This window comes from Mycobacterium sp. IDUB_3, assembly GCF_055419585.1.
The window spans coordinates 4154362-4171277 of the sequence record NZ_JBVAXZ010000001.1 but is presented as its reverse complement, the minus strand read 5'-3'; the positions used below and the strand labels follow the sequence as shown (position 1 = coordinate 4171277).

General features: G+C 68.6%; 16 protein-coding genes. 4 read left to right on the top strand and 12 right to left on the bottom strand.

Going from position 1 to position 16916, the window contains the following annotated elements; genetic code table 11:
• Positions 1-13: 13 nt before the first annotated feature.
• The 3 genes from ACZYVJ_RS19460 to glmS form a co-directional block, all read right to left on the bottom strand.
• Positions 14-694: a rhomboid-like protein gene (locus ACZYVJ_RS19460; RefSeq protein ID WP_463833065.1), complete on the bottom strand. Its 681-nt coding sequence runs from the start codon at positions 692-694 to the stop codon at positions 14-16.
• A 105-nt stretch (positions 695-799) separates the two neighbouring features.
• Positions 800-1723, bottom strand: coding sequence for a DUF4436 domain-containing protein (locus ACZYVJ_RS19455; RefSeq protein WP_463832516.1), 924 nt, complete (start codon positions 1721-1723; stop codon positions 800-802).
• Between the two features lie 120 nt (positions 1724-1843).
• Entirely contained in the window at positions 1844-3730 is a 1887-nt protein-coding gene (gene glmS / locus ACZYVJ_RS19450; protein WP_463832515.1) for a glutamine--fructose-6-phosphate transaminase (isomerizing), read from the bottom strand.
• Between the two features lie 533 nt (positions 3731-4263).
• Here glmS and ACZYVJ_RS19445 point away from each other — a divergent pair.
• The 4 genes from ACZYVJ_RS19445 to ACZYVJ_RS19430 all read left to right on the top strand — a co-directional run bounded on the left by ACZYVJ_RS19445 (position 4264) and on the right by ACZYVJ_RS19430 (position 6834).
• Positions 4264-4458 (top strand): Rv1535 family protein, encoded by a 195-nt coding sequence (locus ACZYVJ_RS19445; protein WP_463832514.1) that lies wholly within the window; start codon positions 4264-4266, stop codon positions 4456-4458.
• 82 nt (positions 4459-4540) lie between these two features.
• Entirely contained in the window at positions 4541-5380 is an 840-nt protein-coding gene (locus tag ACZYVJ_RS19440) for a hypothetical protein (RefSeq protein WP_463832513.1), read from the top strand.
• A gap of 21 nt (positions 5381-5401) precedes the next feature.
• Positions 5402-5752, top strand: a complete 351-nt coding sequence (locus ACZYVJ_RS19435) for an ester cyclase (protein WP_463832512.1) — start codon at positions 5402-5404, stop codon at positions 5750-5752.
• A 38-nt stretch (positions 5753-5790) separates the two neighbouring features.
• Positions 5791-6834, top strand: a complete 1044-nt coding sequence (locus ACZYVJ_RS19430) for an LLM class F420-dependent oxidoreductase (protein WP_463832511.1) — start codon at positions 5791-5793, stop codon at positions 6832-6834.
• Between the two features lie 3 nt (positions 6835-6837).
• Here the strand turns inward: ACZYVJ_RS19430 and ACZYVJ_RS19425 are convergent, their stop codons facing one another.
• The 9 genes from ACZYVJ_RS19425 to eccCb form a co-directional block, all read right to left on the bottom strand.
• Complete coding sequence (locus ACZYVJ_RS19425; protein WP_463832510.1) at positions 6838-8220, bottom strand: hypothetical protein; 1383 nt, start codon at positions 8218-8220, stop codon at positions 6838-6840.
• A 4-nt stretch (positions 8221-8224) separates the two neighbouring features.
• The gene (locus ACZYVJ_RS19420) at positions 8225-8554 is read right to left on the bottom strand and encodes a type VII secretion target (RefSeq protein ID WP_463832509.1); all 330 of its coding nucleotides are present in this window, start codon (positions 8552-8554) and stop codon (positions 8225-8227) included.
• Positions 8555-8596: 42 nt separating this feature from the next.
• The gene (glmM, locus tag ACZYVJ_RS19415) at positions 8597-9931 is read right to left on the bottom strand and encodes a phosphoglucosamine mutase (protein WP_463832508.1); all 1335 of its coding nucleotides are present in this window, start codon (positions 9929-9931) and stop codon (positions 8597-8599) included.
• 149 nt (positions 9932-10080) lie between these two features.
• Positions 10081-10542 (bottom strand): 30S ribosomal protein S9, encoded by a 462-nt coding sequence (gene rpsI, locus ACZYVJ_RS19410; RefSeq protein WP_463833064.1) that lies wholly within the window; start codon positions 10540-10542, stop codon positions 10081-10083.
• A 74-nt stretch (positions 10543-10616) separates the two neighbouring features.
• Positions 10617-11060: a 50S ribosomal protein L13 gene (gene rplM, locus ACZYVJ_RS19405; RefSeq protein ID WP_463832507.1), complete on the bottom strand. Its 444-nt coding sequence runs from the start codon at positions 11058-11060 to the stop codon at positions 10617-10619.
• Positions 11061-11309: 249 nt separating this feature from the next.
• Complete coding sequence (locus tag ACZYVJ_RS19400) at positions 11310-11612, bottom strand: WXG100 family type VII secretion target (RefSeq protein WP_463832506.1); 303 nt, start codon at positions 11610-11612, stop codon at positions 11310-11312.
• A gap of 9 nt (positions 11613-11621) precedes the next feature.
• On the bottom strand, positions 11622-11939 hold the full coding sequence (locus ACZYVJ_RS19395) for a WXG100 family type VII secretion target (RefSeq protein ID WP_463832505.1): 318 nt from the start codon (positions 11937-11939) through the stop codon (positions 11622-11624).
• 45 nt (positions 11940-11984) lie between these two features.
• Complete coding sequence (locus tag ACZYVJ_RS19390) at positions 11985-13226, bottom strand: type VII secretion-associated protein (protein ID WP_463832504.1); 1242 nt, start codon at positions 13224-13226, stop codon at positions 11985-11987.
• Entirely contained in the window at positions 13223-16900 is a 3678-nt protein-coding gene (eccCb, locus tag ACZYVJ_RS19385) for a type VII secretion protein EccCb (RefSeq protein ID WP_463832503.1), read from the bottom strand. Before eccCb ends, ACZYVJ_RS19390 begins: the two co-directional genes overlap by 4 nt.
• Positions 16901-16916 lie beyond the last annotated feature (16 nt).

Below are 16916 nucleotides of genomic sequence, written 5' to 3'. Positions count from 1 at the left end.
GCTGGCGCCGGCATCAGGTCGAGGTCTCCGGCGGCACGTTGCGGCGCGCCATGGCCCGCAGGCCCGCGGGGCTCAACGGGCTGCTGCGTTTGGAGCTCGTGCGCGTCATCGGGTAGAAGCACAAGCCGATGAGGATCGAGGTGAAGTGCCCGATCGCGGTGAAGTTCAATTCGCTGCCCATCGTGATCAGTGGGAAACCGAAGATGATGAACAACACCCCGAGATATCCCCAGCGCCACGGCCGGACGATGTGGTAGCTCAGCACGGCCATTACGCCGACCAGGAAATAACTCACCCCGATGTCGCGCGCGTGCACCAGCCGCTGTGGGGCCTCGTGGTCCTCGATCGCGAAGTAGAGGATGCCTTCGCTGATGTAGGTGGCGAGGATGTGCGAGCTCAATCCCACAGTGAGCCAGCGCAGCTGGCCCAGCCAGTGTTCGGCGGGCGCGAGAAACAGGGTGAACAGCAGCAGGTAAGGCTCGAAGTTTTTGCCGTCGATCCACAGCAGGCTGGAGAACAGGACGCCGAGCGGGTCGCTGCCCAACTCGTGAATGTTGGTGGAGCGGTGCAGCAGTACCGAGTGCAGCTCCCGGCCGGTCAGATGGGTCTGGATGAACGTCGTGACCATCAGCACCAACAGCCAGCCGTAGGTCAGCGGGGCGCTGGTGACGAAATGCCACACCACCAGCGTCATGCTGCGCACTCGCCTGCGAACCGATGGATGCACCACGACATCAACCTTCGCACGCGGGGCGGGGCGCCGGACACCTTCGGCGGCAAACACGCCGCCGGCGACCGGCTACTTCGCCGGTACCGGGGTGGCTTCCGGTGCGGGGGTGGGTTCCGGTGCGCGGGCGGGTTCCGCCGGCGCGGGGGCGGCCACCGGTTTCAAATGCCGCCACCAGCAGCCGATGTAGAGAATCATCGAGACCGCCAGCGCGACCAGCACCCAGATGACGACGGTGATGTCGACCCAGCTGCCGAATGGTGGCGAGCCGGGCAGCGCGTTGCGCAGTGGCACCACCGCGAACAACATGGCCGCGTACCACGTCGTCATCGGCGGCTGAAACGGCCGCCGATCGCGCGCCGTCTGAATCGCGACCACCAGAGCCAGACTCGCAATCGTGATGAGCACGCCGAGGATGACGATCGCGAACGCCGCGGTGCTGAGCGAGCGATGCACGTTCAGCCGGTATGGACCGTCCGCCTGGCTTCTGGTGGCGGATAGCCGCCACCCCGAAAGGTGATCGACAAAGGTGATCGGCACGTGGTCGGGCGCCCGGTCGGTGTCAGGGCCGTAGAAGATCTCGACTTCGATCGGCCCCGAGCGGTATTGATCGAAGGGCCACCGCTCGATCTGGCCGGCGATGGTCAGCGGGACGGCCATCAGGCCGGGAAGCATGCCCTTGGTCCAGGTGTGCCGGGCAGGCATGGCGGCGGACCTGACGCGCAGGCTGAGATCGTCCTTGAGGTGGTGGGTTTTCGGGTCCAGCAACGCCGATCCGGGATTGAACGCCAGATTGACGGCGAGCACGCTGTTGTTGGACTGGATGTCTTCGACGTTGATCGTCGCCGACGGCTTGTCTCCGTCGACGGATGGAGCGGTCACATCCAGATGCCGGCCGTTGCCGCTTTGCGCGTACATCCCGACCGCCACCACGTATACCGCGAGGACGAGAACGATAAGACCCACGACGCCGTATTTTGTCCCGGCCGACCGCATACTTCCTCCCGTACGGACTTAGCCCAACCCACCTGCCGCAAAAGCTGTCCCAGGGCAATGTAATGGATCGGCCGCGCGTCCGCCGGGTATCCGGGCGAAGCGGCGCAAGCTATTTCCCGCCTATTCGACGGTGACGGACTTGGCCAGGTTTCGCGGCTTGTCGACGTCGTAACCGCGGGCCTGCGCCACCGACGCCGCGAACACCTGAAGCGGGATGGTCGACAGCAGCGGCTGCAGAAGCGTTGACACAGAGGGAATTTCGATCAGGTGGTCGGCGTAGGGCCGCACGGTGTCGTCGCCTTCCTCGGCGATGACGATGGTGATCGCGCCGCGCGCCTGGATCTCGCGGATGTTGGACAGCAACTTGGCGTGCAGCACGGCCGACCCCTTGGGCGACGGCATGATGACGATGACCGGCAGATCGTCTTCGATCAGCGCGATGGGGCCGTGCTTGAGCTCGCCGGCGGCGAACCCCTCGGCGTGCATGTACGCCAATTCCTTGAGCTTCAACGCGCCTTCGAGCGCCACCGGGTATCCGACATGGCGGCCCAGGAAAAGCACCGTCGGGGACTGGGCGAATTGATACGCCAGGGCGGCCACCGGCTTGATCGTCGCGATGACCCGCGCGACAAGGTCGGGCATCGCTTCCAGTTCGTGGTATTCACGCCATACCTCGTCGGGGTACTTGGTGCCGCGGGCCTGCGCCAGCGCCAGCCCGACCAGATAATTGGCGGTGATCTGCGCCAGGAACGTCTTGGTCGAGGCCACCCCGATCTCCGGACCGGCGCGGGTGTAGAGCACCGCGTCGCATTCGCGCGGAATCTGCGAGCCGTTGGTGTTGCAGATCGCCAGGACCTTGGCCTTCTGCTCCTTGGCGTGCCGGACCGCTTCGAGGGTGTCCGCCGTCTCACCGGACTGCGAGATGGCCACCACCAGGGTGCTGCGGTCCAGAACCGGGTCGCGGTAGCGGAATTCGCTGGCCAGCTCGACCTCGACCGGCAGCCGCGTCCAGTGCTCGATCGCGTACTTCGCCAGCAGGCCGGAGTGATACGCGGTGCCGCAGGCCACCACGAACACCTTGTCGATCTCGCGGAGTTCCTGATCGGACAGCCGCTGTTCGTCGAGGACGATCCGGCCGTCGACGAAGTGCCCCAGCAGCGTGTCTGCCACGGCGGCGGGCTGCTCGGCGATCTCCTTGAGCATGAAGTACTCGTAGCCGCCCTTTTCCGCGGCGGCCAGGTCCCAATCGATGTGGAACTCGCGGTATGCCGCCGGCCCCAGGTCCTCGTTGCCGTCGAAGTCGGTGATCCGGTAGCTGTTCGCGGTGATCACCACGGCTTGGTCCTGGCCGAGTTCGATGGCGTTGCGGGTGTGCGGGATGAACGCCGCCACGTCGGAGCCGACGAACATCTCGCCGTCGCCGATGCCGATCACCAGCGGGGTGGAGCGGCGGGCGGCGACGATGGTGCCGGGGTCGTCGGCGTTGGCGAACACCAGCGTGAAATGGCCGTCCAGGCGGCGCAGCACCGCGAGCACCGACGCGGCGAAATCGCCCGCGGTGGGGCCGTGCCGGTACGCCTGCGACACCAGGTGCACCGCCACCTCGGTGTCGGTGTCGCTGGCGAATTCCACGCCCTCGGCCTCCAGCTCGTGGCGCAGGCCGGCGTAGTTCTCGATGATGCCGTTGTGGACCACCGCGATCTTGCCGGCGGCGTCGCTGTGCGGGTGGGCGTTGCGGTCGGTGGGACGTCCGTGGGTGGCCCACCGGGTGTGGCCCAGGCCGGTGGTTCCGGTGAGCGACGATGCCGGCATCTCGGCGACCGCCTCTTCCAGGTTGGCCAGCCGGCCGGCACGGCGGCTGACCGTCAGGGTGCCTGCTGAGGGGCCACTGCCGTTGACCAAGGCGACGCCCGACGAGTCGTAGCCCCGGTACTCCATCCGGCGCAGCGCGGCCATGACGACCTCACAGGCGGGCTGCTGCCCGACATAGCCGACGATTCCGCACATTCTGAACAGGGTAGTGCAGGCGGGCCACCACCCCCGCACTCCGCGGTTGGGGTCAGGCCGCCCACCTGCGCAAAGGCCCGCTGTGACCTTCCCCTACCCCGGTTCTCCATCCGACGCGTCTCGGGCGGGTGTCCTGGACCATCCGTCATTCACTCAATCGTCATAAACAACGGAAATGTTTTTCACCTGATGTATTTGCGACGGTTTCGTGTCGCAACAACACCCACCTGACATGCCGCATTACATTCGAAATATCAGCAAAGACTGGAAAGGACCGGATCCAGCGAAAGGACGAGCTGCGTGAAGCCCGCACGATCACGAATGCGCAGCGTGTCAGCTACGAATCCGTGGTCAGCGATGTACGGTCCGGCTATTATTGGGCATAGACCAGATATTCTGGCTACGTGGGACCACGTTTTTAGCCGCGCCATGAATTCTCCCCGTCAGTGGTTGTTAACCGGGAATTGTGCAACGGGTCGTATTGAGATGCGTAACTTTCTGGACCGCCCGCCGGGCGCCATGAGGAGGCAATCATGACCGCAGTTCGCTACGACGATGTGGTGCCCGCCCCCCTGGCGCCGCCGGCCCATACCCCCAAGGCCCGCTCGCAGGCGTCGGCCGGCTCCGGGAACCCCTTGATGGACATTTCCACCCAGCTGGTGTCCATCCCGCTGCACCAGCTCTATGCGGCGCTGTGGCGGATGGGTGTCATCGAGGTCAGGGGTTAGTTCGGTCCCGCGCCCGCGGCGGCCGGGCCGAACGGTATTCCTTCTCCCCCGGCGCCAGATTGCGATGCGCTAACGTCAACGCGTGGCCCGCATCCGCAAGCTCGTCGCCGCTCTCAGCCGCCGTGGTCCGCATCGGGTTTTGCGTGGTGACCTGGCCTTTGCCGGGCTACCGGGCGTGGTGTACACCCCGGAGCAGGGGCTGAACCTGCCCGGCGTGGCGTTCGGCCACGACTGGCTGGCCGGCGCGGCCCGCTATTCGAACCTGCTCGAGCATCTGGCGTCGTGGGGCCTCGTGGCCGGCGCTCCCGACACCCAGCGCGGCGTGGCCCCCTCGGTGCTGAACCTCGCCTTCGATTTGGGCACCGCCCTGGACATCGTGTCGGGCGTGCGCCTGGGCCCCGGCAAGATCAGCGTGCATCCGGCCAAGCTCGGCGTGGCCGGTCACGGCTTCGGCGGCGCGGCGGCGGTGTTCGCCGCCGCCGGCATGCCGGCCAAGCCCGCGGCGGTGGCCGCGATCTTCCCGAGCGTCACCAGCCCGCCGGCCCAGCAACCGGCCGCGACGCTGCAGGTGCCCGGGGTGATCTTCGCCGCCCCGGGCGATTCGAAAACGCTCAACTCCAACGCATCGGCGCTCGCCGACGTGTGGGACGCGGCGACGCTGCGCATCGTCAGCAAGGCCGAATCCGGCGGACTGGTCGAGGGCCGGCGGCTGACCAAGGTGCTGGGGCTGCCCGGTCAGCACCGGCGCACCCAGCGCTCGGTTCGGGCGCTGCTGACCGGCTACCTGCTCTACACCCTGGGCGGCGACAAGAAGTACCGCGACTTCGCCGACCCGGACGTGCACCTGCCGGGCACCGACGCGATCGACCCCGAGGCCGAGGCAATTCCCCTGGAAGACAAGATCGTCGCCCTGCTGAAGTGAGGAAGGGGTATTCGCCCTTTCATGTCGACCGTGCAAGCGCTCTACGACCGCTGGATCATCGAACTGTGGAACGGCCAGCCCATCGCGGCCGAGATCGTCACCGACGACTTCGTGGGTCACTGGCCCGGCCGAGAGGTCTGTGGACCCCAGGAACTTGCGCAGGTCATCGAGCAGACCCGAAACATGTTCTCGGACTTGAGCTTTGCCGTCGAGCTCGGCCCGCTGCGCGACGGTGACCTGGTCGCCGGGCGCTGGGTGGGCACCGGGCTCGGCCCGGACGGCCCGGTCACGTTCACCGGCAACGACATCCTTCGCCTGGCCGCCGACGGCCAGCGGTTCGCGGAGTACTGGACGGGCACTTCGGCGGGCTGAGCGTCCCGGCCGGCGCGGCCGCGTGGTAAGTGTCATGGATGCGAATCGGGATCGCTCTGAATTATTCGGGCGGCTTTCACGAGGCCGTGGATCGCGTGGTCGAACTCGAGAAGTCCGGCATCGAGGTCGTGGTGGTGGCAGAGGCGTACGCCTTCGACGCCATCAGCCAGCTGGGCTATCTGGCCGCCAGGACGAACACCGTCGAGTTGGCGTCCGGCGTGCTGCCCATCTACATCCGCACGCCGTCGCTGCTGGCGATGACCGCCGCCGGGCTGGATTACGTGTCCGACGGGCGATTCCGCCTGGGCATCGGCACCTCCGGGCCGCAGGTGATCGAGGGGTTCCACGGCGTTCCGTTCGACGCCCCGATCGGCCGCACCCGCGAGATCGTGGAGATCTGCCGCAAGGTGTGGCGCCGCGAACGCGTGCAATACGACGGCAAGCACTATCAGTTGCCGTTACCGGCGGATCGCGGAACGGGCCTGGGCAAGTCGCTGCAGCTCATCAATCACCCCGTGCGCGAACGCATTCCGGTGAGCATCGCCGCGTTGGGCCCCAAGAACGTCGAGCTCACCGCCGAGATCGCCGAGGGCTGGCAGCCCGTCTTCTACCTGCCGGACAAGGCCGACTCGATCTGGGGAGAGGCGCTGGCGGCCGGCGCCGCCAAGCGTGACCCCGCGCTGGGGCCGCTGGACGTGATGGTGCACGCGTCGCTGGCCATCGGGGAGAACCTCGACGAGCGGCTGGCGTGGGTCAAGCCGCAGCTGGGCCTCTACATCGGTGGGATGGGCGCCAAAGGCCGCAATTTCTACCACAATCTGGCGACGCGCTACGGGTTCGGTGAGGTCGCCGACCGCATTCAGGAGCTGTACCTGTCCGGCCGCAAGCAGGAGGCCATCGACGCGGTGCCCGACGAGCTGGTGCGCGGCATGTCGCTGATCGGGCCGCCCGGATATGTCGCCGAACGCATGGCCGCCTTCGCCGAGGCCGGCGTGACCACGCTGCTGTTGAACCCGCTGTCCACCGACCGCGCCGAATCCGTCCGCTTCGTCGAGGAAGCCCTGAAGCTGAAGCCCGCCTAGCGGTTACTGCCCCGCCTGCGGAAGCTGGTCGGCGGCAATCTCGCATGGCGTTTTCTCCGGGTCGGCCGCGGGTGCCGGTTCGGCGACGGGAGCGGCGGGCGGTGCGGCCGGCGCATCCGGTGCTGGAGTGTCGAGCGGCGGTGTGTCCACCGGCGGTGGGGCCCCGACCTGTTGGATCGCGTCGTCGGGCTCGGGCTGAGGTTCGTTTACGGGTTGGGCCTGGTCGGCTTCGGCGGGATCGGCTGGATCATCCGCGGCCTTGTCGGCGACCGTATCCTCGGGATCGTCTGCATGGAACGGCTTTTCGTCGAACACGTCGTCACCGCCGTTCAACGGGCCCTCGCCGTCCAGCCCGCCCGCGCCGTCCAGCCCGTCGCCCGCCGATCCGATCAGCCCACCCACCACATCGACGATCCGGCCGGCCAGCCCGAGAAGCCCACCGCCCCCGCCAAGACCATTACCCAGACCGCCGCCTCCGCCGAGACCACCACCCAAATCACCCATAGGCATGCCCATTGCGTCGCCGAGCGCGGCTCCCCAGTCCGCAGGGGTCACCGAATCCGGCGCGGCACCAACCGGACTGGGCGCGGCAGCCATCAACGTCGGCGCGGGATCCGCCGCCAGGACGGGCGCGGGGGCTACCAGCGGGACGGGCGCGGGGGCCACCGGCGGTGCGAGCTGCACCGGCGCATCGCCGGCCCCGAGGTCGCCGGGAAATTCGAAGCGCGCTGTCGGGACGGCTGTCATCTTGTCGATGACCATGGCGTAGGACGTCTCGACCCCGCCCGAGGCGGACCGCATCGCCGTCAGCCAGTCATTGCGAATATCGTTGTCCACGTAGGGCATTACCTGCTGGCGCACCACGTCGGCCGCGCCGTCCCGGCCCCCCGCGGTGACCGCGGCGGCGGCCGCCAGCCACGCCGGCCGCTGAACACGAACGCGATTGTCGACGGCAACGGCGGTCGCCACCTCCGAATCGACCAGATACCACAGGTTGTCGCGCAGCGACTCGCATCGTTGGGCCGCCGCGCGCAGTTCGGTCGCGATGGCGTCCGCGGTATCGCAGTGCCGCTGCAACAGCTGCACCGCGGCATCCCCGCCCGGACCCGTCCACGCCGCGGCCAGCTCGGCCACCTGGGCCCGCTGCATCCGCAGCGCTTCGGCCGCCAGCACGGCCGCCGCGCGCAGCTCGCCACAGTCGCGGTCCAGCGCGCGCAGATCCAGCCCGTCCTCCGCCGCATACAGTTCGCGAACTTGCGCGGGATGCATTGTCAGATCTGGGTTTTGGTAGCCCAGCGCGTGACAGGCCTGCACGTAGGTCTGGGTGTGCTCGACGGCCGCCAGGCCCTCGGCGAGGCGCGCGGCCACATCCAATCGGTCAGCCACGGGGCTAGGCGATCCGCGCCGCGGCATACAGTTCGGCGTCGGCGTAGCGCTCGGCGCTGGACCGCAGCGCAGCGGCGATCTCGGCCGATGCGCGCGACCATTGAGACACCTGCGCCACCAGCCGCTCCAACTCGACGCGCAGCGCGTCGCCGCGCGCGGCGTGGACCCACCCCGCGCAGGCCCCGCCGAAAGTCAGCCTGGACAGGTGGTCGCTGACCGCGCGGTCGATGAATTCGGCCGCCATCGCGAATTGGTTAGCGACCCGCTGCGCCGCCGGCACGTCGATCTGCGTGCGGGCGATGGCTACCGGGCGTGTTCCCCCAACGGATTTCATGCCTTATCCGACGCCCGCGGGCGCGGCGGGGTTCCGGGGAGATTACAGCGCCTCGCTGACCGCTTCGGCGACGCGGGTGGCGACCCGCTGGGCGATCTCCTTCTCGGGCGCCTCCACCATGACGCGGATCATTGGCTCGGTTCCCGAGGGGCGCAACAGGATTCGGCCGGTATCACCCAGCTCGGCCTCGGCCTGCCCGACCGCTGTCTGCACCGCGGGTGCGGCGGCGATGTCCTTGTCGGCGACGGTGACGTTGATCAGCACCTGCGGCAGCGTCTGCATCGCCGAGGCCAGCTCGGCCAGCGACGAGCCGGTCTGCGCCATGCGGGTCATCAGCCGCAGGCCGGTGACGATGCCGTCGCCGGTTGAGCCCAGCGCGGGCATCACGATGTGCCCGGACTGCTCACCGCCCAGGCTGTAGTCGCCGGCGCGCAATTCCTCGACGACGTAGCGGTCGCCAACGCCGGTGGTGCGCACCGTGATCCCGGCCGAGCGCATGGCCAGGTGCAGTCCCAGGTTGCTCATCACGGTGGTGACCAGCGTCTTGGACGCCAGCTCGCCGGCCTCGTGCATCGCCGTCGCGAGCACCACCATGATGTGGTCGCCGTCGACCAGGTTGCCTTCGGCGTCGATGGCCAGGCAGCGGTCGGCGTCCCCGTCGTGCGCCAGGCCCAGGTCGGCGCGGTGCGCGACGACGGCCGCGCGCAGCGAATCGAGATGCGTCGAACCGCAGTTGTCGTTGATGTTGAGCCCGTTGGGGTCGGCGTTGATCGCGATCACCCGGGCACCGGCGGCGCGGTAGGCGCGCGGGGCCACCGCGGAGGCCGCGCCGTGGGCGCAGTCCACCACCACGGTCAACCCGTCGAGGCGCAGCGTGCTGGCCTTGCTCAGGTGGCGCAGGTAGCGGTCGTCAGCGTCCTCGGCGTCGATGACCCGGCCGATCCCGGCGCCGACCGGGCGCGACCCGGGATCGGTGTCGAGCAGCGCCTCGATCTGTTCCTCGGTGCCGTCGTCGAGTTTGTGGCCGCCGGGGCCGAAGATCTTGATGCCGTTGTCGGGCATCGGGTTGTGCGACGCGGAGATCATCACGCCGAAGTCGGCGTCGTAGGCCCCGGTCAGGTAGGCCACCGCGGGGGTGGGCAGCACCCCGACCCGCAGCGCGTCGACACCCTGGCTGGTCAGTCCGGCGATCACCGCCGCCTCCAGCATTTCGCCGCTGGCCCGCGGATCGCGGCCGATCACGGCCACTCGCCGGCCCGGTGCCGGGGCGCTCGCCAGGTGCCGCGCCGCCGCGGAACCCAGCGCCAGCGCCAGCTCGGCGGTCAACTCGCGATTGGCGACCCCACGGACACCGTCGGTGCCGAATAGTCGACCCATGCGACCAAACCTCTCACAGTTGTCGGGCTAGCACCTAACGTGCCCGTTCCTTTGTGAACGAAACCGGCCACGTCCGGGCGCAGACACGCCGCAACCGGCCACAACTTGTGCACCACGATGCCAAGTTGTGGCCGGATAGCGACAGCTGATCAGCGCTTGCTGTACTGAGGCGCCTTGCGGGCCTTCTTCAGGCCGTACTTCTTGCGCTCGGTGGCACGCGGGTCACGGGTGAGGAAGCCGGCCTTCTTCAGCGGGGGCCGGTCCTCGGGCTGGGCCACGATGAGCGCCCGGGCGATGCCCAGACGCAGCGCGCCGGCCTGCCCCGAGGGGCCGCCGCCGTGCAGCAGGGCGTAGATGTCGAAGGCGTCCACCCGGTCGACGGTGACCAGCGGGGCCTTGATGAGCTGCTGGTGCACCTTGTTGGGGAAGTAGCCCTCCAGGGTGCGGCCGTTCAGGTTGAACTTGCCGGTGCCGGGCACCAGGCGCACCCGGACCACGGCCTCCTTGCGGCGGCCGACGGTCTGGATGGGCCGGTCGAACACGAAGGACTCGGCGGGCGCGGGGGCCTCGGCGGCCTCGACCGGGGCTTCGGTCACCTCGGCGACGGCCACTGTTTCCTCGACGGTTTCTGCGACTTCCGGGGTCTCCGGGTTCTCCGGGTTTTCCACGGCCTCGGTCGTTTCGGTCACTGGGCCACCTGCTTGATCTCGTACGGAACGGGCTGTTGTGCGGCGTGGGGGTGCGTCGGGCCGGCGTAGACGTGCAGCTTGCGCGCGATTTGGCGGGCCAGCTTGTTCTTGGGCAGCATGCCGACGATCGCGTCCTCCACGACGCGGTCGGGGTGCTTGTCCATCAGCTCGCGGATGGTTCGGCTGCTCAGACCGCCGGGATACCCCGAGTGGCGGTAAGCCAGCTTCTTGTCCAGCTTCTGTCCGCTGAAGGCGACCTTGTCGGCGTTGATGACGACGACAAAGTCACCGCCGTCGACATTGGGTGTGAACGTCGGCTTGTGCTTGCCGCGCAGCAGGGTGGCTGCCGCGACGGCGAGGCGGCCAAGCACCACGTCCGTGGCGTCGATGACGTGCCACGACCTCGTGGTGTCACCCGCCTTTGGCGTGTACGTAGGCACAGCGCTTACCTTCTTCTTCTCGAGGGTGGATCCCGGTGTGACCCGGGGGCCGGTCAGGCGTCCGCGGTGAGGGCTTGGTCTCGGCGACCGACATTGACCCGAGGCCCCGGCGTACCGCACGCCAACGGAGCAGCTTACCGACCGCCATCCCCGCAGGTCAAAATGACTGTGTGGTCCTGACGGCTCTCCCCCGCCAGGACCACACAGTCTCACGGCGCGGCTACCCCCGCGCGGTGGTCTGTTCGGCCGCTACCGCGCCCACACGCCGGCGGCCCGGCGGTCGGCGTCGGACACCTCTTCGGCACCGTCGCGCACGGCATTTCCCAGCTCGGCCAGTATCTCGTTGAGCGCGGTCGCCGACTGGTGCCATTTCAGCTGCTCAGCCTGGTAGGCGGCGGCCGATTCACTGGTCCAGAGCTGCCGCAGCGGTGCGATTTGCGAGCTCAGCTCGTCCAGCGCGGCGTTGAAGTGGGCGGCCGTGGCATGGATCTCCTGACGCACCGAGTGTTCGATCTCGCCGAAGTTATAGGAAAGCACCGGGTCCACGAGCATCCTCTCTTGTCACAGGTTTCCGCCGGCGGCGGCGATGTGGTGTGCATGGTTCTGGCCGGCCTCCTGCAGGGCGGCCGCGTTGTGCCGGATGGTGTCGGCGATGGCACTGAGGGCGTGATAGAGCCGCAGCGACTCGGCGTTCCAGCGATCCATGACGTCTTTGAAGCGCGCGGCGGCGAGCCCACCCCACGCCGAGGGCGGCACGCTGTTCATGCGGCCGACGAATGCCTGCAGCAGCGCCCTGAGTTCCTCGTTGCGGGCGTCGGTGGTACCCGCCACCGACCGCATCAGGTCGAAGTCGGTGCTCACTGTGTTCGATGCAGCCATACCAACTACGACCCCCGGGGGTGGTACTTCGGTTCCACCGATTTTTCATCCGATCGCGTGGGCGGACCGCACCGCCAGCTCGCAGGCGTCGTGGACGGCGCCTTCGTCGCCGGCCCGGCTCTGGCAACCGATGCTGATCCGAACCGGGCCGTCCAGCAGGACCGTCCAGCGCACGTGATGGCCCGGGCGCACTTCGCGATAAGTCACGGCCGGTCGGCCGGCGCTGGTTCCGGATGGGTTGAAGTCGACGAACACCCCGGGGGCTTCGGCATCAATCGCGCGCTTCAACCGCTCGGCGGTGCCGCTCAGGGTCTCACCGGCGACCGGCGATTGGGTGATGTGCAGGGCCAGGTCGGGATCCGTCGGCGAGGTGACCAGCACGCGGGCCGAACCCGGTCCGCCGACCACCCGCTGCGACGACCAGGTCGCCGGCACCGACAGCGCCACCCGGCCTTCCACCAAAAACGTTGCGGGCGCGGTTTCCACCGGCTTGCTCGCCACCTCACCGGGTCGGCCCATCGTCACCGCGGTCGGCGTCGCAGCCGCGACGACGATGGCGGCCGCCCCAACCCCGGTGAGCATCCGGCCGCGTGTTCGGCCGGCACGGGCAGGCGCGGTGACGGCCGCCCCCGACGGCTGGGTGGTTGCCGGGTAGGCCGACCGCGCGACGCGCGCCAGCCGAATGCCGTTGATTTCAAGGATTTCTGGGATGTCCTGTCCGGCCCCGCGCACCGCGTCCGCAATGAGCCGTGCCAGCGCCTGCGCACCGACGACACCACTCGGCGTATCGATCAGCACGGCTTCGGGCGCCATCGCCGCCACGACGCCCGCAACGTCACGGGCGACGCAATCCGGTTCCCCCGTGCGCGGTATCGCCGTGACGTCGCCCGCGGTGATCGCCACCAGCCGTTCGGCGATTTCGACCACTACGGTCGCCTCCCGTGCCGCGCGGGACGCCCGCACCAGCAGGGACGACCGCGTGTGCGTTTGACCGGCCACGGCCGCAGCGGCCGCGCTCACCACGCCCACGCGCGCCGCCGACCACCATGACGGGTGCACGACGATCATTCCGTCACGGTGGCCGCGGCTTGCCGAACGCAACGCAGCTTCCCACAGTGCGTCGACGGTCACCGGCCGCTCCCGGACCAGCGCCACCCGGTCGTCAACGGCATCCAGCGCCGACCGAACGATGTCGGCCATCTCGTCGTCCACGACGGCGTTTGTGCCGCAACATAATCGCCGGATCGTGCCGGGCCCGGCCTCGACGATTGCGGGATGTCCACTCACGGTGGGCTCCAGGCAACCTGGACGAGTTCGTCGTCACCGGTCGGAGTGGTCAGGATGCCGCGGCCCGGCGGCAATCGCAGCGGCGAAGTGAAGCCGGGCGATGCAGCGGGGCATCCGCTCATCATCAGAGACGCGCAACCGAGGTCACGCAGACTCGCCAGCAGTGGCTCGAACATCGCCCGCTCGAGCCCACCGCTGCGGCGTGCGATGACCAGATGCAATCCCAGATCCGCCGCATACGGCAGGAATTCGATGATCGGCGCCAGCGCATTGCCCGCCGGCCCGCCGACAAGGTCGTAGTCATCGACGATGACATAGAGGTCCGGTCCGGACCACCAGGAGCCACTGCGCAACTGCGCCTGGCTCGCGTCGGGCGGCGGCATCCGTGTCTGCAGAGACTGGAGCAGTTGGGGCAGCAACACGGCCGCGGCGGCAGGCGATATGGCGTAACCGCCGAGATGTTCTGACTCGACGACGCCAAGCAGCGCGCGCCGGAAGTCGACGATCGACAGCATGGCTTGCGTGGGCGTCTTCGTGCGGACGATCTCCCGGCACAAGGTCCGCAGCGTCGCGGTCTTCCCGGACTCGTTGTCACCGAGGACGAGAAGGTGCGAATGACGTTCGAAATCGATTGCGATTGGTTGCAGTTCGCGCTCTCCCAAGCCCAGCAGTATCCGTGTACCCAACCGGGCGCCCGACCGGCGCACCACCGCCTCGCGGTCGACGCGGGTGGGCAGCAGGGGTATCGGCGGAGCGGCCGATTCCGCGGCGGGAACCTCGGCGATGGGCAAGGCGATCACCATGTGCAGGCCCTCGCGGGAAAGGCCGCGGCCCGGAATGCTTCGAGGAACGTGCTGCGCGGACTTCCGGTCGATTTCGGAGTCCGCAGGATCGCCCAGCCGTAACTCGATGCGGGTGCCGATCTGGTCCCTCAGCGAGGGCCGCACCTCGGCCCACCGCGACGCCGATAACACTACGTGCACGCCGTACGAAAGGCCTTGTGCTGCCAGCATACTGATCGACTCTTCCAGCGCACCGAATTCTTGGCGCACGCTTGCCCAGCCGTCGACGACGAGGAACACGTCACCGAACGGATCACCGGCTGCGTCGATGTCCCTGCGCCGCTGACGGTATTGCATGATCGACGCGATGCCATGCTCGCGGAACAGGGCTTCGCGGCGACGAACGACCGACTCGCACTCGGCGACTATCCGGCCGACGAGACGCGGCTCCGCTCGCCCGGCGACGGCACCCACATGCGGCAGCATGCGCATCGCCGACAGCGCCCCGCCACCGAAATCCAGGCAGTAGAACTGCGCCTGGCCAGGATCATGCGTGGCCGCCAGGGCGGTAATGAGCGTGCGCAACGCCGTCGACTTTCCCGATTGGGGTGCGCCGACGATCGCCAGATTGCCTGCGGCCCCCGACATATCGACCATCAGCGGCGCTCGGCACTGATCGAGAGGCCGGTCGACGGTGCCGATGGGGACTGCCAGGCCGCCGGGCGCGCACGTCACGTCGGCCAGCACGGTGTTCAGCGCCGGCGCCGCACCGAGCGGGGGCAGCCAGACCCGATGCGCGGGCGGCCCCTGGCCGGACAGCCGGTCCAGGACAGCGCTCGAGAAGGTCCGGCCCGGGGTCTCGCTCTCCTCGGCGGCGCGGCTGACCGCCCCCACGATCCGGGTGCCGAATACCCGGACCGAGCCCGCCGCCGCAGTGGCCGCGCGGGCCGGGGTGTTCGCCGGCAGCGGCGCCGACACCAGCGCCGCCTGGAAGCGAACCGGTTCGCCGCCGCCGATGCGCAAGAAGCCGGCGCCAGGGGCGCTCGGCAGTCGATATGCATCGAGGCCACCCAACACGGTCTGCGATTCACTGGCCGACAACGTCTTCAGGCACATCCGGTACGAAAGGTGGGCTTCCAGTCCGCGTAACCGTCCCTCTTCGAGTCGCTGGCTGGCCAGCAGTAGGTGGATGCCCAGCGACCGGCCCAGGCGGCCGATCGCGACGAACATTTCGGCGAAATCGGGATGCTGGCTGAGCAGTTCGGAGAACTCGTCGACGATGATGAACAACGTGGGCAGCGGGGGCGACGCGCCACCCTCGCGCGCCCGTTCGTAAGCCGCGGCGCTGACGCAGCCCGCCGTCCGCAGTAGCTGCTGGCGACGGTTCATCTCGCCGGCCAGGGCATCGCGCATCCGGGCCACCAGCGGCGCGTCGTCGGCCAGGTTGGTGATCACCGCGGCTACGTGTGGGGCCCGGGCATAGTCGAGAAAGGTCGCACCGCCCTTGAAGTCGACCAGCAGCAGGTTGAGCGTTTCCGGCGAGTTGTGGGCCATCATGCCCAGTGCGATGGTGCGAAGCAGCTCTGACTTGCCCGACCCGGTGGCGCCGATGCACAGCCCATGTGGGCCCATCCCGCCCTCGGCAGGCTCTTTGATGTCCAGCTCGAGCGGGGCACCCGCAACGGTGTTTCCGATCGGCACGCGAAGTCGATCGCGGCGTCGTTGGCGACGCCACAAAGCGGCCGGGTCGAACCGGTCCAGCGCCGAAAACCCGGTCAGCTCGGGCCAATTGGGATCAGTGCTTCCGCGGCGGTTCTGGTGCGCGTGGTGGCCGGCCAGCCGGCGTGCGCATACCAGCGCATCGATGGGCGCCATCTGATCGGGGCACCACCCCGGTGCCGTCAGTGCGGGCGATCGAAATTTCAGCGGTGCGCCGTCGCCGCCGGTCCCGGCCCCGATGATGGTTGCGCCGACGATCGGATCGCTACCCTCGGCGAGATCGGTGACCACGACGAGTTCGGGACCTTGCACTGCGGCGAGCGCACGTTGCGCCTGCGCGGCGCTCGAGTAGATCATCCGCACCGGACCCGCCTCATCGGCTTCTACCGGATGTTGGTTGTGCGGAAGCCATTTGAGCCAATCCCAGTGACCGCGATTGTCGTCGTCGACAGCGGCCACGATCAGGATTTGGTCCGGCGCATGCAGCACGGCGAGTTGGCAGAGGATTGCGCGCAGCAACCCGCGCACCTCGCCCGGATCGCCGTCGATCGTCACCGCCGTTCCCGCACGCAGACCGATCGTGACCGGCGCGTGGATCGTCGAGTACGCGTGCAGGAAGCGCCGTAGTGCCGTGGCGGTGACCGGATCGCGCAGCTCCTGCGACGGAAGCTGCGGGGCTACCAGGCGGCGGGCGAGTGGCTGACTTCCCATGCCCACGCGGGCGAGGCCGAAGTCGACGGCGGCTTGCCGCCGCTCCCACATTCGTGGGCCGCCGATCAGGGTCCACAGCGTGTCGGGATCGGGGTGTCGGCTGATCGATGACCGGCGCTGCGCCACAGCGATTTCGGATACTGTTTGACCCAGAATGCCTAGATAGTCGAGGTATCGATCGCGGTCGGCGTCGAGCCCGCCGCCTCGCCGACGGCCACGACCGGTCAGCCCCGATACCACGGTCGAAATCAGCATCATCGCCGGCAGCGCCAGGAACGCGGGGTTGCGGGCCACGCCGGTCCCCGCGGTGAACACCGTAGCCATGGCGCCCATGCACACCAGAGAGAGCACAACCGGAAGCAACCGCGGCAGCAGGCCCGGCGATGCCGCGGACGGCAGCTGTGGCGGCGCGTCGACAACGATGTCTGCGCCTGGCGCCGCAGGCGCCAAAGCATGCGTCATCTCACACCTCCCGGTC